21 protein-coding genes and 1 tRNA gene are annotated in these 24,770 nt (G+C 67.9%); 8 read left to right on the forward strand and 14 right to left on the reverse strand.

From position 1 onward, the window contains the following. Positions 1–11: 11 nt before the first annotated feature. From NB3_RS14725 to NB3_RS14750, 7 genes are all read right to left on the reverse strand, one after another. Entirely contained in the window at positions 12–476 is a 465-nt protein-coding gene (locus tag NB3_RS14725; RefSeq protein ID WP_067802599.1) for an acyl-CoA thioesterase, read from the reverse strand. Beyond that, positions 473–5,410: an NAD-glutamate dehydrogenase gene (locus NB3_RS14730; RefSeq protein ID WP_067802602.1), complete on the reverse strand. Its 4,938-nt coding sequence runs from the start codon at positions 5,408–5,410 to the stop codon at positions 473–475. The genes NB3_RS14725 and NB3_RS14730 overlap by 4 nt, the downstream gene beginning before the upstream one ends. A 192-nt stretch (positions 5,411–5,602) precedes the next feature. Beyond that, the gene (locus tag NB3_RS36565) at positions 5,603–5,725 is read right to left on the reverse strand and encodes a hypothetical protein (RefSeq protein WP_267465347.1); all 123 of its coding nucleotides are present in this window, start codon (positions 5,723–5,725) and stop codon (positions 5,603–5,605) included. A gap of 649 nt (positions 5,726–6,374) precedes the next feature. Further along, complete coding sequence (ettA, locus tag NB3_RS14735; protein WP_039796561.1) at positions 6,375–8,051, reverse strand: energy-dependent translational throttle protein EttA; 1,677 nt, start codon at positions 8,049–8,051, stop codon at positions 6,375–6,377. An 80-nt stretch (positions 8,052–8,131) separates the two neighbouring features. Then, the gene (locus tag NB3_RS14740) at positions 8,132–8,629 is read right to left on the reverse strand and encodes a single-stranded DNA-binding protein (protein WP_084486241.1); all 498 of its coding nucleotides are present in this window, start codon (positions 8,627–8,629) and stop codon (positions 8,132–8,134) included. A 158-nt stretch (positions 8,630–8,787) separates the two neighbouring features. Further along, positions 8,788–9,756 carry a serine/threonine dehydratase gene (locus NB3_RS14745; RefSeq protein WP_084486242.1) on the reverse strand — a complete coding sequence of 323 codons (969 nt, stop codon included), beginning with the start codon at positions 9,754–9,756 and terminating at the stop codon, positions 8,788–8,790. Further along, positions 9,753–11,786, reverse strand: coding sequence for a bifunctional copper resistance protein CopD/cytochrome c oxidase assembly protein (locus tag NB3_RS14750; protein WP_067802605.1), 2,034 nt, complete (start codon positions 11,784–11,786; stop codon positions 9,753–9,755). The genes NB3_RS14745 and NB3_RS14750 overlap by 4 nt, the downstream gene beginning before the upstream one ends. A gap of 197 nt (positions 11,787–11,983) precedes the next feature. Here NB3_RS14750 and NB3_RS14755 point away from each other — a divergent pair. Then, positions 11,984–12,057, forward strand: a tRNA-Arg gene (locus tag NB3_RS14755). Between the two features lie 210 nt (positions 12,058–12,267). On the opposite strand, the gene NB3_RS14760 is transcribed toward NB3_RS14755, so the two are convergent. Then, positions 12,268–12,666 carry a group I truncated hemoglobin gene (locus tag NB3_RS14760; protein ID WP_157111812.1) on the reverse strand — a complete coding sequence of 133 codons (399 nt, stop codon included), beginning with the start codon at positions 12,664–12,666 and terminating at the stop codon, positions 12,268–12,270. Between the two features lie 146 nt (positions 12,667–12,812). Continuing rightward, a complete protein-coding gene (gene ectB / locus NB3_RS14765; protein WP_067802611.1) occupies positions 12,813–14,069 on the reverse strand; it encodes a diaminobutyrate--2-oxoglutarate transaminase in 1,257 nt (418 codons plus the stop codon). A gap of 226 nt (positions 14,070–14,295) precedes the next feature. On the opposite strand from ectB, the gene NB3_RS14770 reads away from it, so the two are divergent. From NB3_RS14770 to NB3_RS14780, 3 genes are read left to right on the forward strand one after another with little or no spacing between them, the layout of a single operon-like run. Then, a complete protein-coding gene (locus NB3_RS14770) occupies positions 14,296–15,069 on the forward strand; it encodes an ABC transporter permease (RefSeq protein ID WP_244891910.1) in 774 nt (257 codons plus the stop codon). Beyond that, positions 15,062–15,886, forward strand: a complete 825-nt coding sequence (locus NB3_RS14775) for an ABC transporter permease (protein ID WP_067802617.1) — start codon at positions 15,062–15,064, stop codon at positions 15,884–15,886. Before NB3_RS14770 ends, NB3_RS14775 begins: the two co-directional genes overlap by 8 nt. Then, on the forward strand, positions 15,883–16,878 hold the full coding sequence (locus NB3_RS14780) for an ABC transporter ATP-binding protein (protein WP_067802620.1): 996 nt from the start codon (positions 15,883–15,885) through the stop codon (positions 16,876–16,878). The genes NB3_RS14775 and NB3_RS14780 overlap by 4 nt, the downstream gene beginning before the upstream one ends. 33 nt (positions 16,879–16,911) lie before the next feature. On the opposite strand, the gene NB3_RS14785 is transcribed toward NB3_RS14780, so the two are convergent. Continuing rightward, the gene (locus NB3_RS14785) at positions 16,912–17,589 is read right to left on the reverse strand and encodes a DUF4389 domain-containing protein (RefSeq protein ID WP_067802623.1); all 678 of its coding nucleotides are present in this window, start codon (positions 17,587–17,589) and stop codon (positions 16,912–16,914) included. Positions 17,590–17,816: 227 nt separating this feature from the next. Here NB3_RS14785 and lpqS point away from each other — a divergent pair, with 227 nt between their 5' ends. From lpqS to NB3_RS14800, 3 genes are all read left to right on the forward strand, one after another. Further along, a complete protein-coding gene (gene lpqS / locus NB3_RS14790) occupies positions 17,817–18,233 on the forward strand; it encodes a putative copper homeostasis (lipo)protein LpqS (protein ID WP_157111801.1) in 417 nt (138 codons plus the stop codon). A 105-nt stretch (positions 18,234–18,338) separates the two neighbouring features. Further along, positions 18,339–19,505, forward strand: a complete 1,167-nt coding sequence (locus tag NB3_RS14795; protein ID WP_067802630.1) for a PLP-dependent cysteine synthase family protein — start codon at positions 18,339–18,341, stop codon at positions 19,503–19,505. After that, entirely contained in the window at positions 19,502–20,740 is a 1,239-nt protein-coding gene (locus tag NB3_RS14800; protein WP_067802821.1) for an MFS transporter, read from the forward strand. Before NB3_RS14795 ends, NB3_RS14800 begins: the two co-directional genes overlap by 4 nt. A 44-nt stretch (positions 20,741–20,784) precedes the next feature. On the opposite strand, the gene NB3_RS14805 is transcribed toward NB3_RS14800, so the two are convergent. Then, positions 20,785–21,063 (reverse strand): hypothetical protein, encoded by a 279-nt coding sequence (locus tag NB3_RS14805; RefSeq protein WP_244891911.1) that lies wholly within the window; start codon positions 21,061–21,063, stop codon positions 20,785–20,787. Positions 21,064–21,492: 429 nt separating this feature from the next. Here NB3_RS14805 and NB3_RS14810 point away from each other — a divergent pair, with 429 nt between their 5' ends. Next, positions 21,493–22,023 (forward strand): DUF4254 domain-containing protein, encoded by a 531-nt coding sequence (locus NB3_RS14810; protein WP_067802636.1) that lies wholly within the window; start codon positions 21,493–21,495, stop codon positions 22,021–22,023. Here the strand turns inward: NB3_RS14810 and NB3_RS14815 are convergent, their stop codons facing one another. Genes NB3_RS14815 through NB3_RS14825 form a run of 3 tightly spaced genes read right to left on the reverse strand, consistent with a single transcriptional unit; the run spans position 22,024 to position 24,632 of the window. Then, positions 22,024–22,341: a hypothetical protein gene (locus NB3_RS14815; RefSeq protein ID WP_067802638.1), complete on the reverse strand. Its 318-nt coding sequence runs from the start codon at positions 22,339–22,341 to the stop codon at positions 22,024–22,026. It lies immediately after the preceding gene. Further along, positions 22,342–23,490 carry a fatty acid desaturase family protein gene (locus tag NB3_RS14820; protein ID WP_067802641.1) on the reverse strand — a complete coding sequence of 383 codons (1,149 nt, stop codon included), beginning with the start codon at positions 23,488–23,490 and terminating at the stop codon, positions 22,342–22,344. Between the two features lie 20 nt (positions 23,491–23,510). Continuing rightward, the gene (locus tag NB3_RS14825; protein WP_067802644.1) at positions 23,511–24,632 is read right to left on the reverse strand and encodes a ferredoxin reductase; all 1,122 of its coding nucleotides are present in this window, start codon (positions 24,630–24,632) and stop codon (positions 23,511–23,513) included. Positions 24,633–24,770 lie beyond the last annotated feature (138 nt).

Consider the following 24,770-nt stretch of genomic DNA (forward strand, 5'->3'; position numbering starts at 1 on the left):
CGCGCGGTCGCTCACTCCATCCATTCCGACAGGTAATCACGCTCGGCGTCGGTGAGCCTGCGCAACCGCTGCGCACGCATGTCGAACGCCGCGATCTGCGTGGACGCCACCACGGCGGCGGGCGAGTCGGGCTGCGCGCCCGCCGCGCGCACCTCGTAGCCGATGGTGAAGTCGACCGCGCGCAACTGCTCGATCCACATGGCGATGTCCAGCGGCGTGTCCTCGTGCCGCAATTGACCGCGGTAGCGGACCCGCAGATCGGCGAGGACACAGCCCTCGCGCAGCGGCGCGGTCGGGCGGCCGTCCTCGAACAGCCACGGGATCCGCGCCTCTTCCAGCAGCGTCACCATCCGAGCATGATTCACGTGCTGGAACACGTCCATGTCCGACCACCTGACGTCCACCTTGGCGTGGAACCGCCTCGGCAGCACCAGGCTGCCCGCGGCCTTCCCGCTTCCCCGCACCGAACTCGTCAACGTGGTACCTCCGATTGAGCGCCCACCCCGCTCACCATGCTCCGCACTTGCCGCGCTGCAACCGACAACGTGGCGAGATCGTGGGTTCCGGACTCGAACAATTCCGACAGCGCCGCCCTGGCTCGCCCGAGGCGGGACTGATTCTTCGACTCCCAGTATGCAATCTTCTCGTCCGCCGTCTCCTCGGGGTCGCCGCCGGAGAGCACGTCGAGCGTGAGCGAGCGCAGCGACCCGTACATGTCGTCGCGCAGGGCCAGCCGCGCCAGCGCGTGCCAGCGGTCGCCGCGTTCGAGATGGCTGACCGCCTGCAACAGCCAGTCGATCTTGAGGTGATCGTTGAGCGCGTAATACAGCGAACCGACCTCGTCACCGTCCCGGTCGGTGATGTCGGCGATATCCACGATGTCCAGCAGGGGGAACAGATGGAGCAGGCCGAAGACCTCGGTGGCCAGGTCGGTCGGCGCGCCGCGAGCGATCAGCTCGGCGGACCGGTCGGTCAGCGTGAACACGTGGTGCCCGCGCAGCCATCCCGGCACCTTGGGTGCGAGTTCGCGCACGTCGGTGCGGTACCGGCTGATCTCGGAGCCCACCGCGATCGGCTGCGGCCGGTTGCTCAGCAGCCACCGGGACGCGCGGTCCAGCGTCCGCTTCGTCTCCAGTTCCAGCAGGTCGCGCACCGGGGTCGGCGCGTCGCAGGCGCGGATTCGCGCCCATCGCTCGTGCAGGTCGAAGATCCCGCTCGCCGCGGCGAAAGCGCGCACCGCGTCGGTGGTGGTCGCCCCGACCTCCTCGTTCAACCGGTGCGCGTAGGTGATGCCGCCGTAGTCCACCATCTCGTTGACGATCATCGTGGTGACGATCTCCCGGCGCAGCCGGTGCCGCTTGATCGCCGCTGCGAAACGATCCCGCAGCGGTGTGGGGAAGTACTCCGGCAGCCGGGCCGCGAAGTACTGGCTGTCGGGCAGATCCGACCCGAGCAGGTCGGACTTGAGCGACAGCTTCACATGCGCCATCAGATTGGCCAGTTCCGGTGAGGCCAGTCCGGAGCCTTCCTCCAGCCTGCGCTTCATCTCCTGATCCGACGGCAGCGCCTCGAGTTCGCGGTCGAGGCCGCGACGCTGCTCGAGTTCCTCGATCAGCCGCATCTGCACGCTCAGCATCTGCTGCGCCTCGGTGCGCGAGAGGCCCATGAGGAAGTTCTGCGCCACGTTGTCCTGCAGGACCATCCGGGCGACCTCGTCGGTCATCGAGGCAAGCAGCGGATTGCGCTCCTCCTGCGGCAGCTGGCCGCCGGAGACCACGGCGTCGAGCAGGATCTTGATGTTGACCTCGTGATCGGAGCAGTCCACACCCGCGGAGTTGTCCAGCGCGTCGGTGTTGATCTTGCCGCCGTTGCGATTGAACTCGATGCGGCCCAGCGCCGTGGCGCCGAGGTTGCCGCCCTCGCCGACCACCTTGACCCGCAGTTGGTTCCCGTTGACCCGGACGGCGTCGTTGGACTTGTCGCCTACTTCCGCGTTGGTCTCCGTGCTCGCCTTGATGTAGGTGCCGATACCGCCGTTCCACAGCAGATCGACCGGAGCCAGCAGGATGGCGCGAACCAGATCCGGCGGCGACAGCGACACGACGTCGTCGCCCAGTCCGAGGGCAGCCCTGGCCTGGGGACTGATCGGCACGGCCTTCACGGTGCGATCCCACACCCCGCCACCGGGACTGATCAGCGAGGTGTCGTAATCGGCCCACGACGACCTCGGCAACGCGAACATCCGCTGCCGCTCCCGATACGAGCGGGCCGCGTCCGGGTCGGGGTCGAGGAAGATGTGACGGTGGTCGAAAGCGGCCACCAGACGAATGTGCTCCGACAACAACATCCCGTTGCCGAACACATCACCACTCATGTCACCGACACCGACCACGGTGAAGTCCTGGGTTTGCGTGTCGATCTCCATCTCACGGAAATGCCGCTTGACGCTCTCCCACGCACCCTTGGCGGTGATGCCCATCGCCTTGTGGTCATACCCCGCCGAACCACCGGAGGCGAAAGCGTCACCCAACCAGAAACCGTAGCTCTTGGCCACGTCGTTGGCGATGTCGGAGAACGTCGCGGTCCCCTTGTCCGCCGCGACGACCAGATAGGTGTCGTCACCATCCCGCCGCACCACCCGGGCCGGAGGCAGCACCTCCCCACTCGCCCGATCCACGTTGTCGGTGACATCGAGCAGACCGGAGATGAACGTGCGATAGCACGCCACACCCTCCGCACCCAACGCCTGCCGGTCCGCGACCGGATCACCCGTGGACGCGGGCGGCTGCTTCACCACGAAACCGCCCTTGGCGCCGACCGGCACGATCACCGCGTTCTTCACCGCCTGCGCCTTCACCAAGCCCAGAATCTCGGTGCGGAAATCCTCCAACCGGTCCGACCACCGCAAGCCACCACGGGCTACCGGTCCGAAGCGCAGATGCACGCCTTCCACCCGCGGCGAGTAGACGAAGATCTCGAACTGCGGCTTCGGCTTCGGCAGTTCGGCGATCTCTCGTGGTTCGACCTTCACCGAGACGAAATCGCGCGGCCTGCCCTCCGCGTCGGTCACGTAGTAATTGGTCCGCAAGGTCGCCTTGATCAGACCGAGGATCGCACGCAGGATGCGGTCGGCGTCCAAGCTGACCACCTCGTCGATCCGCCCGCGCACCTGGGTTTCCAGCTCCGCGGCATGCTCGGCGGACACGGTGTCGGGATCGAAGCGCGCCGCGAACAGGTCGGCGAAAAGGCGCGCGATATCCGGATAGGTGAGCAGCACGCGGCAGATATTGGCCTGGCTGTACGGAAAGACGGCCTGCTGCAAGTACTTCGCGTAGGTGCGCAGGATCGACACGGCGCGCCACGGCAACCGGGCACGCAGCACGAGCTCGTTCATGCCGTCCGCCTCCGCGCGGCCGTACCACATGGCCTCGAAGGCTTCCACGAACCGTTCCCGCAGCCCGCGCACCTCCGCCTCCAGCACGTCGGCGCGTTTGGCGGATTCGAGCAGTTCGGCGTCCAGATCGCGATCGAGCGAACTGCGCAGCAGCTCCGGGCGAGCGAGCAGGCCGAAGTCGTAGATCCACCGCTCACCGCCTGCGCCGTCGGCCGCGGCCTCCAGTTCGATCTGGTACGGCCGCTCGTCGACCACCTCCACGCCGAGACTCTGCAACAGCGGGAGCACCTGGCTCAAGGAGATGCCGCTGCCTCCGACGTAGAGCGTGAAACGCCACGAACCCGGCGCGGAATCGGGCTTCCGATACAGGAATTGGTCGATGTCGCCGTCGCGCAGACGCTCGAGGCGCACGATGTCCTTCAGCGCGCGGGCCGCGGCGAAATCCTGTTTGTAGCCCTCGGGGAAGGCTTCCGCGTACCGCTGCACCACCGCGGGATCGAGCACCGTCGACGTGCTCACCTCGTCGTTCAGCCGGTCGTCCCAGGTGCGGCTGGCTTCGGCGAGCAGGTTCTGCAAACGCAGCCGGTTGGGCTCGGAGGTATCGGCGCCGGGCGGCATACGACGCGGGACGCCGAGCTCGGCCTCCGGCATGCGCACGGTGAAATACACACGCGCCAATTCGCTTTCGCCCACCCGCGCGGAGTAGTCGATGGACACGCCGCCCAGTTCACGGACCAGGATCTCCTGCATCTCGAGCCGTGCGCTGGTGGTGTACCGGTCACGCGGCAGATAGACCAGGCAGGCGACATAGCGGCCGTAGGTGTCCGCGCGCAGGAACAGCCGCACCTGGCGCCGCAGGCCGACGCTCAGCACGGCGGTGGCGGTGCGGCGCAGCGTGTCACCGTCGGCGGAGAACAGTTCGGTGCGCGGGAAGGACTGGATGACCTCGAGCATGGCCTGACCGGAGAACGAGTCCAGGTCGAATCCGCTCTCCTCGATCGCGGAGCGGACCCGGCGTTCGATCACCGGGATGTCCAAGACGTTCTCGTGCACGGCGGTGACGGTGAAGACGCCGATGAACAGGTGTTCGCCGACGATCGTTCCGTCGGCGTCGAAATCCGCGACGCCGACGAAGTACGGATACACCGCACGGTGCACGGTCGCGGGTACCAGACCCTGGGTCAGGGTGAGCAGCGGACGGTCACCGCCGTTGACCGGCACGTGGAAGTCGGTGCCGACGTCCGGCCGCAGCACGCCGAGGCAGGTGTCGGGCACGACGGTGGACATCTCCCGGCCCTGGTCGGAACTCAGCCGGTAGCGCGCGTATCCGAGCAGGGTGAAGTTCCCCCCGGCCAGCCAGCGCAGCAGGGCGGCGGTGTCGGTCAGTTCGGTCGCGGGGAAAGGCGCGGACCCGGATCGCGCGGCCAGTTCCAGGTCGTCGGCCAGCTTGCTCTGCACCTCTTCGATGGCCTCGGTGTCACCGATCACCTGACGCACGTCGTCCACCACGTCCGGCACTGCGGACTCCACCTTGGCCAGCAGCGCCGCACTGGTCGACGGGTGCAATTGCACGTGCATCCAGGACTCCCGCAGCCCCGCGCCACCGGTGCCGTCCACCTCGTGCGCGGCGGCGTGCGTCAGCCGCCCGTCTTCATCTCGTTCCACCTCGAAGATCGGGTGGATGATCTCGCTGACACTGACACCGAGGCGGCTCAGCGACGAACTGATCGACTCGACCAGCAGCGGCATGTCGTCGGTGACGATCTGCACCGCGGCCCCGATACCGGAGCGGTCGTCCGGGTGATACACCCGCACGAGGGCGCGACCGGGGCGGCGCGTCACGGCCAACTCCAGATGCCTTCGGAAGATCTGGGTGATGCCGGTGATCGCACAGTCCACATCGCCCGCGTCGACGTGGCGGAAGTACGCCTCCTCGAGCGTCGCGAGTTCGCCGCGCAGCGACTGCGGCAAACCCGCGGCCCACGCCGCGCTGGACAATTCGGACGAGACGGTCATTTTTCGCCAACTCCCTCGGATATCGGTTCCGTAACAAAGTGACGCCGGTCCGAGGGTAACTGTGCGCCGATGACGCGTGGGTGAATTCCCTTTCACATCCGGTGGTTCACCACGACGGCAGAGTTCGCCGTTCGTATGCCGAGATCGCACGCGACAACCTCGGGCACAGCACAGAAGTCGGACCCGCGAAAGTCAGGTGAGCGCTACAGGTCGTATCCGCGGCGGCAGCGGCGCCGCACCGGTACCTCGGGTCAGCTCGGCCACCGCGTCGGCGGTCGATGCCACCGATTGCTCGAACTGCGCCTGCGCATTCACGACTCCCACCCTAGCGAGCTACGCGCGGGTAGGTGTCACTCCTGTTCCGCGTTCCACGGAAAGACTTTTCGCGCCACCCCACCACAGCACTCCTCCCCCACTTCCGACCCGAATTTCCGGGCTCACCCCGCCGCACGGCACATCAGCAAATGACAGGCAGCGCCCGCTCGTCGTAGCAGGCAGCGGCACCCATGCGAGGCGAACCTCGTCGATATCAGGCCCGGAGCCGCCGCCCGCAGGCACTGTCTCGACGAACGCCTCCGCCCGTACCCCACGCAGCGATCTCCGCAGGTATAGCGGCGGCACCATCGGTCACACAGCCGCCGGCGATGGTCACGAAAACAGAGCCGGAGCACAGCCCCCATTTCGTCAGACCAGGCTCACTCAGCCGCAATGCGAATGCGGCCCCGCGCGCACCGGCCTGGAAATACGCGTCACATGCCCTCGTCTTGCCCCCTATCAACCCCCAATACGCACTGCCTCCGTCAAGCCAGCGATTCGGCCCGGCACCTCCGCGTTCGAGGTCCTTCGCCGAACGACCTCGAACGCGGCCACCAACATCCCGGGCTCGCGCCGCCCCGAAAATCCAGGCAATGCGTCGCACAGAGCGGGTGCGACCGAACCGCGCACCCGCCCCGTGCGGACGAACTCAGCCGCGGGTGAGCTTGCGGTGCGTAACCCGGTGCGGGCGAGCCGCTTCCGGGCCGAGCCGCTCGACCTTGTTGGCCTCGTACGCTTCGAAGTTGCCTTCGAACCAGAACCACTTGGCCTCGTTGTCGGAGTCGCCCTCCCACGCCAGGATGTGGGTGCAGGTGCGGTCCAGGAACCAGCGGTCGTGGGAGATGACCACGGCGCAGCCGGGGAACTTCTCCAGCGCGTTCTCCAGCGAGCCGAGGGTCTCGACGTCGAGGTCGTTGGTCGGCTCGTCCAGCAGGATCAGGTTGCCGCCCTGCTTGAGCGTCATCGCCAGGTTCAGCCGGTTGCGTTCACCGCCGGACAGAACGCCCGCGGGCTTCTGCTGGTCGGGGCCCTTGAAGCCGAACGCGCTCACGTAGGCGCGCGACGGCATCTCCTGCTGGCCGACCTCGATGTAGTCGAGGCCGTCGGAGACCACCTGCCACACCGTCTTCTTGGGGTCGATGCCAGCGCGATTCTGGTCGACGTAGCTCAGCTTGACCGTCTCGCCGACCTTCACCTCGCCGCTGTCCGGCGACTCGAGCCCGACGATGGTCTTGAACAGGGTGGTCTTACCGACGCCGTTGGGCCCGATCACGCCGACGATGCCGTTACGCGGCAGGGTGAACGACAGGTCCTTGATCAGCTGACGGTCGCCGAAGCCCTTGTCCAAGTGCTCGACCTCGACCACCACGTTGCCCAGGCGCGGGCCCGCCGGAATCTGGATCTCCTCGAAGTCCAGCTTCCGCATCTTCTCGGCCTCGGCCGCCATCTCCTCGTACCGGCCGAGGCGGGCCTTGTTCTTGGCCTGCCTGGCCTTGGCGCCGGAACGGACCCAGGCGAGTTCTTCCTTGAGCCGCTTCTGCAGCTTCTGGTCCTTCTTGCCCTGCACCTCGAGCCGCTCGGCCTTCTTCTCCAGGTAGGTGGAGTAGTTGCCCTCGTACGGGTAGGCGCGGCCGCGGTCGAGCTCCAGAATCCACTGCGCGACGTTGTCCAGGAAGTACCGGTCGTGGGTGACCGCGAGCACGGCGCCCTGGTACTGCGCCAGGTGCTGCTCGAGCCAGTTCACGCTCTCGGCGTCGAGGTGGTTGGTCGGCTCGTCGAGCAGCAGCAGGTCGGGCTTGCTCAGCAGCAGCTTGCACAGCGCGACGCGGCGGCGCTCACCACCGGAGAGGTTGGTGACCGGCTCGTCCGGCGGCGGGCAGCGCAGCGCGTCCATCGCCTGCTCGAGCTGGGAGTCCAGATCCCACGCGTCGGCGTGGTCCAGGTCCTCCTGCAGCTTGCCCATCTCCTCCATGAGTTCGTCGGAGTAGTCGGTGGCCATCAGCTCGGCGATCTCGTTGAAGCGATCCAGCTTCACCTTGATCTCGCCCATGCCCTCCTCGACGTTGCCGCGGACGGTCTTCTCCTCGTTGAGCGGCGGCTCCTGCTGAAGGATGCCGACGGTGGCGCCCGCGGCGAGGAACGCGTCACCGTTGTTGGGCTGGTCCAGTCCGGCCATGATCTTCAGCACGCTGGATTTACCCGCGCCGTTCGGGCCGACGACGCCGATCTTGGCGCCGGGAAGGAAGTTCAAGGTGACATCGTCGAGCACGACTTTGTCGCCGTGCGCCTTGCGAACCTTCTTCATTTGGTAGATGAACTCAGCCATAAGTGTGAAGCCTATCGGTGCGAGAGATGGGAGGACGAAGCAGAGCTACCCTGCCGCCGGGACGAAAAGCGGTCGCGGGATCAGGCGTCGACGGGCTCGGGTGCGCTGCCGCGTGGCGGTGCCGAACCGACGGCAGCGTTATTCTCCCCCGGCGCGTCGGCGACCGGCACCCGACCTTCAGCGCTCACGACCCCGGAAGTATTCCGCGCCGACGGGTCGGACAACCGCGTCGGTTGCGCGACACAGCGCGCCAGGTCCGGTCCGAGCGCGGTGGCGCGCATCTCCAGGTCCCGCCGTTCCACGCCGTCCTTGCTGCGGTATTCGTGGGAGCGCAGCTGACCGTAGGCGATGATCGGATCGCCGCGCCGCAGGGACGCGTCGACATTCGCCACCAGCCTGCGCCAGCAGCTGACGGTGAGATACAGGGTGCCGTTGTCCACCCATTGCCCCGACGTGTGGTCCAGTCGGCGGGAATTGCTCGCCAGCCGGAAGGTGACCACCTGGTCGCCATTGGTCAGGTCGCGCTTGACCGGATGGGTGGCGATCGTTCCGATCACGGTCGCATTCGCCTCGTACATATCCACGCCCCTTCACATTCGGATCCGGAATCGCCCGGAAATTCCTCCCCCTCCAGGAGGGCTCTTCCAGGGTGCGCCGATTCCCTGGACCCGAGCGATTCGATCCAGGAATGTGGACAACTTCCCGAGATGTGAAGACCGAGCGTTCCCGCGCGAGGTCAGAACACCGCCACGTCGGTATTCGCGCCGCAGAGGACGATCACCGGCCGCTCGTCCGGGGCGGGAACATAGGCGCCGCTGTGCACGGCGGCCAGCGCCGTGGCTCCTGACACTTCGACCAGGATGCGGAACTCGCGCCACAGATATTCCCGCGCCGCGCTGATCGCGTCGTCGCTGACCAGCAGCGAACGCACGCCGTGGCGGCGGGCGAGGTCGAGTGCGATGTCACCGATCCGCGTCGGGCCGAGCGAGTCCACGGTGATCCCGGACCCGATGATGTCCACCGGCCCCTCCGCGGCCAATGCCGCGCGCAGGATCGCGGCGCCGTCGGGCTCCACCCCGATCACCCGCTGACGACGCCCGACCGCGGCCGCGATCCCGGCGACCAGGCCGCCGCCGCCCACCGCGGCCAGCACCGGCGGACGGCCACGGACCTGCTCCTCGAGTTCGAGCCCGACCACCCCGATGCCGGCGACCACCTCGGGTAGGTCGTAGCCGTGCAGCAACAGCGCGCCGCGTTCGGTGGCCAGCTCGGTGGCGTGCCGCAGGGCCTCGGCGTAGGAGGTGCCGTGCCAGAGCACCTCGGCGCCGTGCGACCACATCGCGGCCACCTTGGTATGCGGCGCCGTCTCCGGGACGACGACCGTGCACGACTTGCCGAGCCGCGCTGCGGCCAGCGCCGCCGCGATGCCGGCGTTACCGCCGGAGGCGATCACCACCTCATCGACCCCGCCGCCCGACTCGAGCAGCGCGTTGAGGCTGCCGCGCACTTTGAACGTTCCGCCGTGCTGCAGATGCTCGAGCTTCATCGTGACCGGCACGGGACCGGACGGGCTGGCGATGGAGGTGTGGAAGACCGGCGTCTTGCGGATCTGCCCGGCCAGCCGCCTGCGTGCGGATCGCACGTGCGACCGTTCCACCCGCCCGACCGGTCTGTGTGGGTAGACCGTGGTGGCGCGTTCACTCACTTACGCACTTCTCCATCCCGCTTGGCCAGTTCGGCGAACATCGCGTTGTGTGCGGCGAGTGCGGCGTCGTTGTCGCGTTCGGCGGCTCGATCGGTGCGCTGCGCGAGCCGCTGGTCGCTGCGCGACCATTGGATCAGCAACGCCAGCATCACCACCACGAGGGGCACTTCACCGCTGGCCCACGCGAGGCTGCCGCCGGTGCGCTGATCGCCGAGCAGATCACCGTTCCAGCCCAGGCCGAGGCCGCGGTAGAACCAGCCGCCGAGCACCGTGGTCGTGCTCATCAGCGTGATGCCGAAGAACGCGTGAAACGGCAGCGAGCCGAACACCATGCCGAGCTTGGTCAGCGGCTCCACCTGCCTCGGCTTGGGGTCGATGCCGATCACCACCCAGTAGAACAGGTAGCCGCTGAGCACGAAGTGCACGTTCATCAGCAGGTGCGCCGCGTGCGAGTCGGCGTAGGCGTCGAAGATGCCGCCCAGGTACAGCGCGTAGAAGCCGCCGACGAAGATCGCCGAGGCCACGATCGGGTGGGTCAGGAACCGCGACACCGGGTTGTGCACCGCGGCCAGCAGCCATTCCCGCGGACCTGGCACGCCACCGCGGCCGGCGGGCGGCAGCGCCCGCAGCGCCAGCGTGACCGCGCCACCGAGCGCCAACAGGATGGGCGCGAGCATGGACAGCGCCATGTGCGCCCCCATATGCACGCTGAACATCGCGGGCGAGTACCGGCCGACGCCGGACGAGGTGGCGACGAGCAGCACCGCGCAACCGGACAGCCAGGCGACCGTACGGCCGGCCGGCCAGGCGTCACCCCGCACCCGCAGCCGTCGCACGCCGAGCAGGTACAGCACCGCGAGCACGATCGACAGCGTGCCGAAGATCAGATCGAACCGCCAGTCGAACACCATGCGGGCGAAACTGGGCGGTCCGGCCAGGTCGTAGCCCAGCTCCACTTCGACGGGGGTCGGAACGGCGTCCGGCGGGGGCGGCGGGGTGCGGCCGAGCCCGACCGCGAGGCCGATGGTCGCGGCGAAGATCAGCACCTCGACGCCCGCGTACCGCACCAGGGCCGAGCGGTCGCCGGGGTCGGCGGCCAAGGCGGGCAGCGCCGCGCGGCGCTGCAGGTAGCCGAACACCCCGAGCACCATCAGCGCGGCGGCCTTGGCCAGGACCAGCCTGCCGTAGGTGCTGGAGAACAGTTCGTCCAGCGGCACGCGGACCCAGGAGTTGATCACGCCGCTGACCGCGATCACGGCGAACGCGACGGTGGCGGTGAGCGAGAACCGCCGCGCCGCCACATCGGTGTGCGCCCCGCCGCGCAGCGCGTGCGCCAGCACCGCGAACAGCCCGCCCACCCAGACGGCCGACGCGATCAGGTGCAGGATCAGGCTGTTGGTCGCCACGTCGTGCGACCCGCCCGAGGAGGAATGGCCGGTCAACGCCAGCGGCATCATGGTGGCGACCGCGCCACCCAGCAGGACCGGGGTCCAGCCCCAGCGCAACGCCAGCCGGCAGCCCACCGCGACGATCAGGGCGAAGACGACGGTCGTACGCCAGGCTCCGGCCAGTTCGATCCGGGCGATGGCCTGCCACAGGTCCTGCGGCCGCAGGACGTCGGTCACCGGCCGTCCGGTGGTGTCCGACACCGTCAGCGGCACCAGCAGCGCCGCGCAGCAGGCCCAGACCACCGCGAAATTCGACGCCCTGCGCACCGCGCGATACCCGTCGACGTCCAGCAGTCCGTTCGGCTGCGGCGGTACCAGGAAGGCCGCGAACAACAGCGAGCCGACCGTCAGCGCGGCCGACAGATCGGCCAGCGCCCGGACCGCGGGCAAGCCGTAGGTGGTGGGGACGCCGGGATCGGGGATGCCGAGCAGGCTCAGCGCCTGCGCCGCCGACAATCCCACCACCAGCGCCGCGACCACGGCCGCGATGGCGCCGGCCAGCGCGGTGATCGTCGCGAACGTCGCCCCGGAGCGAGCGGCCTCGGCTCGGGGCGCGGCGGACGAGGTGGGGGCGGACGACATACGACTGAGCGTAGTCGGCGAGTATTCCGTGGCCCGGCCGGGTTTGTACCGATATCCTTGCCCCGATCATCACAGCGCGTCACTACTGTCTCGGGATGGCTGAAACGTTGCTAACGCTAAGAATCCGGCCACCTGGACGGTCGCTATAATCGACTCGCTGGACAGCACGGCCAATGTCGGCCATCGTAGAACCCGCTGCCTCCGTAGCTCAGTTGGATAGAGCAAGGGCCTTCTAATCCCTAGGTCGCAGGTTCGATTCCTGCCGGGGGCGCAGCACACTGGAGACCCGCAGCTACAGCTGTGGGTCTCCAGTCCTATTACCCGGGGCGCACGCCGCTCAAACACACGCGATTCTCGTCCCGGCGTTCTCAGCAGGGCGCGGGTCCGGTGAGTCGGCCGATGTTCTCCCGAAACTTGCGAAGCGGTTGCGGCCACGACCGCGGCGGGCACGCCGTCGACGGATGACACGGCAGGGCGGCCGCTAGATCTTCGCCGGCGAGGAGGCGATGTCGTCGGCCAGCGGGGCGATGGCGCCCAGAATCTCGGCGACCAGATCGGCCGGCACCCCGGCCGCGGTGAGCGACGCCTCCAGATGACCCGCCACCAGGCCGAAGTGGTGCATGGTGATGCCACGGCCCTGGTGGACCTGCTTCATCGGGGCGCCGGTGTACGGGGTGGGCCCGCCCAGAGCGGCGGCGAAGAACTCGACCTGCTTTCCCTTCAACCGCGACATGTTCGTACCGGTGAAGAACCCGGCCAACTCTCCATCCGCGAGCACGCGCGTGTAGAAATCCTCCACGACGATCTCGAGCGCCTCGTGACCGCCGACCTTGTCGTAGATGCTGCTGGTTGTCTTGCTCTTCCCGAGCCAGGAGGGCATTCGCATGGCTACCAGGACACCACCGGACTGTTGCGTCCGGATTAGTGCGATGTCGCGACTCGTTTGCCTCCGTCGCAGCGCGATTACTCGCCCCTCACCGCCACCACAGCCGCGCTGAGATACTTCCGCAACATGCCGGAAAACGTCTACCGGCAAACGGCTTCCATCGCTGCGGCGAGCAGGCGGATGCCGTGGTCGATCTCGTCGTCGGCGATCGTCAGGGGCGGCATCACCTTGATCACCTCGTCCATCGAACCGGACGTCTCCACCAGCAAGCCACGATCGAAAGCGGCCCGGCCGACCTTCTCCGCCAGCGAGGTGTCCTCGAACACGACGCCGTGCACCAGGCCCCGCCCCCGCGTCGAGACGCCGGGGAAGGCCGAGACGACCGCACGCAATGCTTCCGCGATCCGCTCCCCTTTGGCCACGGTCGCGAGTTCCAGTGCGGAATCCGACCAGTAGTGCTCGAGCGCGACCCGCCCGGTGACGAACGCCGCGTTGTTACCCCGGAAAGTACCGTTGTGCTCCCCCGGCGCCCACTGATCGAGTTCCGGCCGGAACAGCACCAATGCCATCGGCAGACCATAGCCGCCGATCGACTTGGACAACGTCACGATATCGGGCGTGATCCCGGCGGTCTCGAAAGAGAAAAACGGCCCCGTACGCCCGCAGCCCATCTGCACGTCGTCGACGATCAGCAGGATGCCGCGGGCCGAACACAGCTCGGCCAGCCCACGCAACCACTCCGCCCTTGCCACCTTGATGCCGCCTTCCCCCTGCACCGTCTCCACGATCACCGCCGCGGGCTTGTCCAATCCCGACGACGGATCGTCCAGCGCCTTCCGCATCCAGAGCAGGCCGTCGGCGTCACCGAGATACCCGTCATAAGGCATCGGCATCGCGTGCCCGAGCGGCACCCCTGCGCCCGACCGCTTGGCGGCGTTCCCGGTGACCGCCAGCGCGCCCAGCGACATCCCGTGAAACGCGTTGGTGAAGCACAGCACGGCCTGCCGCCCGGTCACCTTGCGCGCGAGCTTCAACGCGGCTTCCACCGCGTTGGCTCCGGTCGGCCCGGGGAACTGCACCTTCCAGTCCAGCCCGCGCGGGGTGAGGACGTTGTCGCGCAAGGCTTCCAGCAGTCGCCGCTTGGCGATGGTCGACATGTCCAGCCCGTGGGTGATCCCGTCCCCGGCGATGTAGTCCAGCAATGCCCGCTTGAGCACGGGATTGTTGTGGCCGTAGTTGAGAGAGCCCGCCCCGGCGAAGAAATCCAGGTATTCCTTGCCGGTCTCGTCGCGCAACCACGCCCCGCTGGCGGTGTCGAAGACGGCGGGCCAGCAGCGACAGTACCCGCGCACGTTCGATTCGAGTGCCTCGAAAACGGTCATCTCGGCGACGGTCATCGGCGTTCCTTACTCGTCGTGCGCGAGCGCTCCACAATCTGAAGTGATAGTGTTTCTAACACCGGAGGGCCCCGGATGTGGGCTTTTGCCCAAACCGCGCCGAAGCCTTTCCCGATCCCCGTGGGGCCGGTAAAGTCGACTCCTTGTGCGCGGCAGACCGGAGGGGGGCGGACAGCGTGCCGTCGAGGAACGATTCAGCAGCGCCGTCGCCCTGTACGCATCGCTCGTGGGCGCCGGATTCCGCAGACAGTGGCAATACAAGGCGGCCATGTTCGCGGGCTTGTTCACCAACTGTGTGTTCGGGTTCGTCCGCGCGGCCGTCCTCGCCGCGGCGGTGGACGCCGCTGGCGACTTCGGCGGGTACGACCGTGGCAGCGTGGGCGCCTACGTGTGGCTCTCCCAGGGCCTGCTCGGCGCGTTGCAGTTCATGGGGCCGCTGGGGCCGCTGGACGATCGGGTGAAGAACGGCGACATCGCCATCGATTTCCTGCGCCCGGTCGACATCCAATGCGGTTATCTCGCCGACGATCTGGGGCGCGCGGCGTGCACTTTCCTGCCGCGCGGAGTGCCGAGCGTGCTGGTGGGCACGCTCACCTTCGGGCTGGCGATGCCGGTCACGCCGGGTCCCTACCTGCTCGGAGCGGTCAGTGTCGTGCTGGCCGTGGTGGTTTCGTTCCTGTTCCGGTTCCTCGTGGTGCTGATCGGATTCTGGGTCGTGGAGACCCGTGGCATCCGGGTGCTGTACTACACCGGAGGCACGTTCCTGGCCGGACTGTTCGTGCCGGTGCACATGTTCCCGTCGTGGCTGGCCGCCATCGCGGCGGCCAGTCCCTTTCCATCGATGCTGCAATCCCCGATCGACGTGCTCTCGGGCCGGATCACCGGCGCGGAGGCGCTGTCGGTCGTCGGCGTCCAGGTGTTCTGGGTGGTGGTGACCGCGATCGCGGGGCGCGTGCTGCTGATCGCGGGCCGCCGCAGGCTGGAGGTGCAGGGTGGTTGACGCCACCGCGCGCTCCGGGTCGTGGTCGACGCCCTACGTCGCCGTTCTGCGCTCGCGGCTGCGGGCGCAGCGCAGTTACCGATTGTCCTTCGCCAGTGAGCTTTTGAGCGCGTTCCTGGTCGGCTTGGTCGAATTGGCCGAAGTGTGGCTGATCTTCCGCACCGCGCGTGTCCTCGGCGGGCTCGACCTGGACGCCGCGCTGCTGTTGTTCGGTCTGAGCAACACGAGTTTCGCGCTGTCCCAAGTGCTGTTCGGCCATCTCGACACGCTGCCGGTGCTGATCAGGATGGGCCAGCTCGACGCATACCACCTGCGACCGCAACCGCTGCTGCTGCAACTGATCACCAGCGACATCTCCCTGCGCCGGTTCGCGCGGGCCTCGGTCTCGATCGCCGCGCTCGCGGCCGGTGCGGCGCGCAACGACATCGCCTGGACCCCGGAAACCACCGCGCTGCTGACACTTACGCTCGTCGGAGGTATCGCGCTGTTCGGTGGGGTATTCGTCTGCGCGGCGGGGTTGCAGTTCTATCTGATCGACGGTTCCGAACTCACCAACAGTTTCACCTACGGCGGCTCGTTCGCTGCGACGCAACCCGCGTCGGTGTTCCCCACACCCATGCGACTGCTGTTCGGGTTCGCGATCCCGGTCTCGTTCACCGCCTACCTGCCCACCCTCGCGCTGCTCGACCTGCCAGGGCCGCCGCTGCTGCCCACCTGGCTGGCCTGGCTCACGCCGGTGGCGGCGCTGTGGGTCTGGCTGCTGGCGCTGGGTTTGTGGCGCTCGGGCACTCGGCACTACCAGGGAGGCGGCGGATGAACACCGACCGGATCGGCAGCCCGGAGGCGATCATCGAGATGGATGGTCTCACCAGACAGTTCGTCCTGTATCGCAAGGACGGCCGCCGCTGGCGCAGGCGCCGCGAGACGCTCACCGCGGTCGACGGGATGACCGTCCGGATCGAGCGGGGCGCCGCCGTCGGCTACATCGGCGCCAACGGTGCGGGCAAGTCCACCACGATCAAGATGCTCACCGGCATCCTGGTGCCCACCTCCGGCGCCGTGCGCACCTGCGGGCTGGACCCGGTGCGGCAGCGACGTGAACTGGCCGGGCGGATCGGCGTCGTATTCGGCCAGCGCTCCCAGCTGTGGTGGGATCTGCCCCTGCGCGAATCGTTCTCGATACTCGGCGCGATCCACCGGTTGGAGCCAGAGGCGGCGCGCAAGCGCGCGCACGAGCTGATCGAGCAGCTGGAAATGGCCGATACGCTCGACACACCCGTGCGCCAGCTGTCGCTGGGCCAGCGCATGCGCGCGGAAGTCGCCGCGGCACTGCTGCATTCGCCCGAGCTGGTGATCCTGGACGAGCCGACGATCGGCCTCGATGTGCTGTCCAAACAGCGATTGCGCGAGTTCCTGCGCGCCGAGCGGGCCGAGCGCGGCACCACCCTGCTGCTCACCACCCACGATATGGGCGACATCGAAAGGCTCTGCGAGCGTGTGCTCGTCGTCGACCACGGCCGTTTGGTGTACGACGGGTCGCTGACCGGCTTGGCGGCCACCGTCGGGGCGCGCCGGGTGCTGGTGGTCGACCTGGCCGAACCGTCGCCCGACCTCGACGATCTACCCTCGGCCCAGTTGCTCGGCAGCGAAGGCGACGGCATGCGGCAGCGACTGGCCTTCGATCCGGAGCAGATCACGGCCGCGCAGTTGCTCGCCGCGGTGTCCGACCGCGCCGAAGTGCGGGACCTGTCGATCGAAGAACCCGAGATCGAGGACGTGGTCCGGCGGATATACGAATCCGCCCGCTGACCTCGGCGGGCGAATTCGATGGCGATATCCGGTTCAGTCGGACTCGCGAGCGCCTTGGTCGAGCCGGAAGGGCGGGTACTCGTCCCGCATCAGACCGGCGTAGGCCTGCACCCGGATGATCCAGCGGTTGACGCCCATCACGAAGTCGTAGAGCCCCTGCGGGTAGCGCGCCGTGAACAACAACGCGATCAACGCGACGATCAGCAGGATGCTCAGCAACGAGAGGGAGCCGCCGCCCCAGTCGTCACCATCGCTCCCGGCGACCGCGATGCCGCCGCTCACCACCGCGGCGACGATCAGATAGTGCGGAATCGCCAGCAACCACCACTTCACCAGCACCAGACCACGATGCAACGTCTCCGGATAGTCGATCTCCAAGTCGGCCGGGTAGTCCCCGTCCGGTCGCAGGCTGAACGGCGGGTACTTGTCGGTGCCGAGCACCGAGAGCGCGTAGAAGGTCACCCGCCATCCCCAGCGCATGACGCCGACGTTGAAGTCGAACAGCCGACGCGGGTATCTGCCGGTGATCAGGATGGCGACGAAGGCGACCACCGTCAGCACCGCGTACGCGATGTGCAGGAAGAACAACACAACGTAGTGCGGAATCGCCAGCAGCCATTTGACCAGCCACAGCCATCGGGACAGCGCGGGGTCCAGATCGCCTCGAACACGAATCGGGCTGGGCGGCGCGGCGGGCTTCTCGAGTTCCATGAGCAACGCTCCTTTGGTTGCTGTGATCCATGCCACAACCAATAGATGTCCTGATTGTCGCGTATCCGGCCGCCCGCGAACGGCACCATCCGATACCGACACGCCAACGAATCGGGGTGCACGGCGGTCTTCGGCAAACGAGGCGCGTTGCGCCGCAGCCGATGCCACTCGCGGCGCCGATCCCACCCGCCGATCCCGGTGCGGACGGACTTGTACCATCGGAAGGCGTGACGTTCGGCGCGCTGCGGCTACCGGTGATCCGGGTGATCGTGGTACTCGCGTACACCGTGTGGGTGGTCGCCATGGCGGTGCCCCAGTGCCACGTCTTCGGCCACGTCGTCGCCTCACACGCCCACATCGAAGCGTCCGGGCCGGGCATGGTCTCCACCGTCTCCCCGGCGATCCTCGCCGACCGGCATCAGCACGTCGCCGAGCCGGACCGGCACGTGCCCGCCGACGGGGTGCTCGCCGCCCTGCCGCGCGCTGTCTCGCTGCTGCTGTTGGTGCTGCTCGCGGCCGTGTCGGTGTTGCTGGTGACGCCCGTGTCCGCGCTCCAGGGCGGTGTGCGCGCACCCCCGGTCGCGACCCTCCCGGTGTATCCGGGCAGAGACAGACTCACTCGATTCGGCATCGATCGGAACTGATCGGTCAGCGTCAGGCCGGAGCCTGCCGGGGCCCGGCCGGTGTTCGTGCGAAGTCCGCACTCACACCGTCGCCGCACGGCGACCGCACAGAATCGACGATTCCCCATGACTTCTGCGCTGCAGAACCCGGCTGTGCCCGATCCAGCTCCACGCGAGACGTCCCCGCTCGCCAGCCCGGCGAGTCTCCTGACGGTGGCCCAGCGCTGTCCGCGTCCGGCCACCATGGTGGGCAACACTCCGGTGCTCTGGATCACCGAACCGCTCGACGGCGCGACGCGACCGGACGGTCGCGGCTTCTGGGCCAAACTGGAGGGCGCCAACCCCGGCGGGATGAAGGACCGGCCCGCGCTGCACATGGTCGAACGCGCCATCGCGCGCGGCGACCTCGCTCCGGGCGCACCGATCATCGAATCCACCAGCGGCACTCTGGGTTTGGGCCTCGCGCTGGCGGGCATGGTGTACCACCACCCGGTCACGCTGGTCACCGATCCCGGGATGGAACCGCTCATGCATCGCATGCTCGCGGCCTACGGCGCGCGGGTGGAACTGGTCACCGAGCCGCACCCGACCGGCGGCTGGCAGCAGGCGCGCCGTGACCGCGTCGCCGAACTGCTGGCGCGCGAACCCCGGGCGTGGTGCCCGGACCAGTACCGCAATCCCGACAACCGCGACGCCTATCAGACCCTGGCGCTCGAGCTGGTCGCCCAGCTGGGGCGGATCGACGTCCTGGTCTGTTCGGTCGGCACGGGCGGCCATTCCGCGGGAATCACGCGCACGCTGCGCCGATACTTCCCGCACCTGCGCCTGGTCGGCGTCGACACCGTGGCGTCCACGATCTTCGGACAGCCCGCGGGGCCGCGGCTGATGCGCGGGCTGGGTTCGAGTATCCATCCGGACAACGTCGATTATTCGGCGTTCGACGAGGTCCACTGGGTCGCGCCCGCGGAGGCGGTGTGGGCTTGCCGCAGGCTCGCCGCGACCCACCACGCCAGCGGCGGTTGGAGCGTCGGCGCGGTAGCCCTGGTCGCGGGCTGGCTGGCCCGCACCGGCGATCCGGCCACACGGATCGCCGCGGTCTTCCCCGACGGTCCGCTGCGCTACTTCGACACGGTGTACAACGACGACTACTGCCGCGAGCACGGCCTGCTCGGCGTCGCACCGCCCGCCGCACCGCGGCACATCGCACATCCCGGCGATGCCGTCGCGGTCTCGTGGACCCGATGCACGACGGTGGTCGATCCGCGTGGCGCCGGGCGGGAGCGGACGCGATGACCGGCCTGATCACCACCTTCCGCGGCTTCAACCGGCCCAGCCGCATGCTGATGGTCAATCAGTTCGCCATCAACACCGGTTTCTACATGCTGATGCCCTACCTGGCCGGTTACCTGGCCGGTCCGCTCGGGCTCGCCGCGTGGGCGGTGGGGCTGGTCCTCGGCATCCGCAACTTCGCCCAGCAGGGCATGTTCCTCGTCGGCGGCACGCTGGCCGACCGACTCGGCTACAAACCGCTCATCGTGGCCGGATGTCTGCTGCGCACCGGCGGTTTCGCGCTGCTCGCGGTCGCGGACACACTGCCCGCGCTCCTGGTGGCCTCGGCCGCGACCGGTTTCGCGGGCGCGCTGTTCAACCCCGCGGTCCGCGCGTATCTGGCGGTGGATTCGGGTGAGCGCCGGGTGGAGGCGTTCGCCGTGTTCAACGTCTTCTACCAGGCGGGCATCCTGTTCGGCCCGATCGCGGGACTCGCGCTGATGGCCGTCGACTTCCGCGCGACCGCCACGGGCGCCGCCGTGGTGTTCGGCGTGCTGACGCTCGCCCAATTGCGCGCGCTCCCGCAGCACCGGGCCGAACCGAAAACCACTTCGGTGCTGGATGATTGGCGCGTAGTACTGGCCAACCGCCCGTTCCTGCTGTTCGCCGCGGCGATGATCAGCTCATCGGTCCTGGCCTTCCAGGTCTACCTGGCGTTGCCCGTGCACGCCGCGCGGATCGCGGGCGACTCGGCGACGATGCTGATGACGGCGGTGTTCGTGCTGTCCGGGCTGATCGCGATCGCCGGGCAACTGCGCATCACCCGCTGGTTCGGGCAGCGGTGGGGCCGCGCGCACAGCCTGGCAATGGGCATGGCGATCCTCGCGTCCGCGTTCGTTCCGCTGGTGCTGATCCCCGGCACCGGCATCGGCGTGTGGCCCGCGATCGGCGCGCTGCTCGCCACCGCCGCCGTACTGGGAATCGGTGCGGCAGCGGTGTTTCCGTTCGAGATGGACACCGTGGTCGCGCTGTCGGGCAACCGTCTGGTGGCGACGCACTACGGCCTCTACAACACCATCGTCGGCATCGGCATCCTCCTCGGGAATCTGGGCATCGGAGCGCTGCTCGACCGCACGCGCGAAGCCGGGATGACCGCACTGGCGTGGGCCGCGCTCGTCGCCGTCGGCGCTGTCGCGGCGGGCGGGCTGTTCTCACTCGCCCGGTCCGGACGGCTCGACGCTCCCGTCCCGATCGGCTGAACGGTTCGGCCGTCCCGGATGCGCGTCATCCGGGACGGCCGGCCTCAGGCCGGGCCGCTCGATTGCGCCGAATACAGGCTGACCTCGCCGTCCTCGCTGAGAAACGCGTTGACCAGCATGGTGCGGGTGGTGCGCAGTTCCTCTTCGTCCGGCGCGGCGGTGGTGATCGAGATCTGCGGGATGACCGCCCAGTTGACCACGTAGCGCTCCGGCGGGCCGTCGTCGTCGGAGAGCCGGGCGAGCCGGAAGACCGAGACGGTTTTGCGGACGATCAGATTACGCACGACCTCCGCGATTCGCTCAGGGTCTTCCAGTGCGAACATGAAGCCGAATGTCAGCTCCGGCGATGACACGTAGGCGGGCACGAATACCGAGGCTAGCCGATCGGGCAGCGGCGCGCAGCGCTCACGCGGAATCGGTTGCTGCCCATACGCTCGCCAATTCTCGGAACGCCAGGCCCCGCGCGTGGCCGGTTGACCTATCCGTAACGGAACATAACGATTTCCCGGCAGCTTTCGGATTCGCAGACCAGAGTGTTGCGTGGCTTCCGCTACCGCGCTTTCCTGAAAGTGTCCCGATTTCTCGGACCGTCTTCTCTCGCATCGTCGCGGAATTCCCGGTTTCTCTGCCGTGCCGGTGGAACGTGGGATGGCAGCCGGGTGCGGGACTGCGCCGGAGCCGAGGGGCGCCCCTCCCCGAAATCCCCCTCGGCCCTGGCGTATCCAGGATTCATCGTGTCGCAGAGGTATGTCATGCCCACCCAATACGCTCAGCGCAGTTTCGGAGCCGAAGAGCTTCCGCCGCCGTCCGCACTCCTTCGCGCGATTCGCGAACCAGGCGACGACCAGCACCGGCACAGCGTGCTGCACGCCGCGCGGAAACTCGTCGACTGCCATGAGCGACGGCAGCGGGCGCTGGAGCGGGCACACGCCCCGGAGGCATCCAGCACCCGCGTCGCGGCGTGCACCCAGCAAGTGGAGAACATCGACGGCTGCCGCGCGGAATGGATCGCGCGGATCGACGCCTGGGTGGCCGCGAACGTGCAGCACCGGGAAGGTGCTTCCCTGCACACCGAGACGCTCGGCGCGGTCATCGACCGAATCGCGGCCAAATGGGTTGCCGCTCGTCACTCTTTGGACGAGGAGATCACGAGCGGGCCGCACCCGGCGCAGGCGGGCGGGGAAGCCCACCTGCAATGGTCCAGGCTCGCCGAACTGCTCGACGGGTATCAGGATCTGATCACCGACGTCCTCCAGCACCGGCGCAGGCTGCCGGTGTGGTGATCAGCGCGGCTCGTCCACCTCGGGCTCGACCACCTCGGCGTCGAGAAACGCCTCCGTCGCGTCCGCCCGCGGTTTCGGCACCGTGACCTCGGCCTCGTCGCCGAGGTCACGATCGAGATCCCGCTGCGCCTGCGCGTCCTTGCGCGCCGCGGCCGCCGCCTCGTTCATCTCGATGGCGTCGGTGATCCACTCACCGATCTCCCTGGTGACCTCGGAGACGGTCCCCGTGATGATGTTGGCGATATTGCCGACGTGCTTGGCGCCGGAGGACGTCAATTCCTGAATGAGATCCTTGCGGCTCTCGAATTTCCCGATCATTCACACGCCCGCTTCGCTCGCCTTTCGCTGACGCATCACGATAACACCGGGCGACGGCTCGCTCTCGACCCAGCGCGGCGGCAGTGCCAGCTTGAAAATCTTCTTCCACACCGAGCCGATCTGCTTACCGAGCGGGCCGGTGTTGTACGGCAAACCGTACTTTTCACACAATGCGCGCACGGTCGGCGCCATCTCCGGATAACGGCTGGCGGGCAGGTCGGGAAACAGATGGTGCTCGATCTGATGCGACAAATTCCCGGACATGATGTGGAACAGCTTGCTGCCGGTGATGTTGGCCGAGCCGAGCATCTGCCGGATGTACCACTCGCCGCGGGTCTCGTCCGCGGTCTCCTCCTCGGTGAACGTCTGTACGCCGGTCGGGAAGTGACCGCAGAAGATGATGGCGAAGGCCCACACGTTGCGCACCAGGTTGGCGGTGACGTTACCGGCCAAGGTGTGGAAGAACAGCGGCCCGGTCAGCGCGGGGAACACCAGGTAGTCCTTGAGCACCTGCTTGCCGGCCTTGCGCCACTGGCCGAGCAGCAGCCGCTTGACCTCCGGCCACTTCTTCTTCCCCGCCAGGATGTTCTCGACCTCGAGGTCGTGGCCCATGACGCCCCACTCGAACAGCATCATGAGCACGAAGGCGTACAGCGGCTGACCGAGCCGCAGCACGTTCCACTCCTGCGCCTCGTCCATGCGCAGGATGGAGTAGCCGATGTCGCGGTCCTTGTTGTGGATATTGGTGTAGGTGTGGTGCAGGTAGTTGTGCGAGTGCTTCCACTGGTCGGCCGGGCAGACGGTGTCCCATTCGAAGACACGGGAATTCAGGCCGGGCTCACGCATCCAGTCGTACTGGCCGTGCATCACGTTGTGGCCGATCTCCATGTTGTCCAGGATCTTCGACACACTCAGCGCCGCCACCGCGGCCAGCCAGAAGGGCGGAAGGAAGCCCAGATACATCAGGCCGCGCCCGGCGATCTCGAATCCGCGCTGCGCCTTGATGATCGAGTAGAGGTATTCCCGGTCGCGTTCGCCGAGGTCGGCGACGATCGCGGCGCGCAGCTCGTCGAGTTCGCGGCCGAGCTCTTCGATCTGGTCCGGGCTCAGGACCAGCGGTCCGTTCTCGGTTTCGGTCAGGATGGTCATGATTCGCTCCCCTTCGTGAATCAGATGTCGATGTCGACGTCGCCGACCGGTGCGCTGATGCACAGCTGGATCGGCTGGTCGGGGTCGGTGTCGGTCTCGCCGGTGCGCAGGTTGCGCGTGCAGCCGGAGCGGCGCACCGCGGTGCAGGAGAAGCAGATCCCCATGCGGCAGCCGTACTCGGGACTGAGGCCGGCGGATTCGGCCTGCTCGAGCAGCGTGGCGCCGTTGTTCGGCGCGCTCACGCCGCTGGCCGAGAAGCTGACGGTGCCGTGCGCGTCGGCGGCGTCCACCGGCGCGAGCGACAGTGTGAACTCCTCGGAGTGCAGCCGGTCCGCGAGTTGCTCGGCCTCGTAGATCGTGCGCACCGCGTCCATCAGCGCCGGTGGGCCGCAGACGAAGGTTTCCGCGTCGGCGAACCACGGCGCGACGCGCTCCAGTTCGTCGTAGTCGAAATATCCGTCGCCCTTCGGCTGGGCGATGTCCACCCACGGCGCATCGGGATCCACCTTCGGCGGCAGGTCCTGCGTGCGGCGCGGATAGCGCAGTTCGACGCGGAAGTTCGGGTGCCGTCGCGCGATCGCGTCCAGCTCCGCTCGATGCGGCAGCGCGTCGGGCGATTTCGCGTAGTGCAGGAAGACGACCTCGCCAGGATGCTCCTCCGCGGCGAGCGTGCGCAGCATGGACAGCACCGGCGTGATGCCGCTACCGCCGCTGATCAGCAGCACGCGCCGCGGCCGCGGCCGCGGCAACCGGAACACGCCGTCGGCGGGCGTCAGGTCGACCACCATGCCGGGGACGGCGTTGCGGTAGAGGTATTGCGACACCAAGCCGTCCGGATGCGCTTTCACGGTCAGCTGGATGCTGCGATCCCGATCGCCTTCCGGGTTCACCGGCGAATAGCACCGCGTGTGCCGCACGCCATCGATCACCACGCCGATCTGGACGTACTGTCCGGCGACGTGGCCCTTCCACTGCCGGGTCGGGCGCAGCGTGAGCGTGACCGAACCCGGCGCCGAGCGGCGCACGTGAGTGATTTCGGCCCGCATGTCCCGCACCGTGAGGGTGGGGCGGACCAGCTCCAGATAGCGATCCAGCGGGTGTGGCGAGGTCAGGGTCTGCACCAGGTTGATGAGATCCACCATTAGTTCTCCGTGCCTCTTGTCGGGCTGACGACGTGCGACCGAATTTCAGTGCACGTCTGTACACTCAACTAGTGTGACCGATGACCGGGGCTAGGTGTCAACCGGTGAAACATGTGACTCGAACTACATCTGGAGATA

The sequence above is a fragment of the Nocardia beijingensis NBRC 16342 genome, from assembly GCF_001612785.1.
Classification (GTDB): Bacteria; Actinomycetota; Actinomycetes; order Mycobacteriales; family Mycobacteriaceae; genus Nocardia; species Nocardia beijingensis.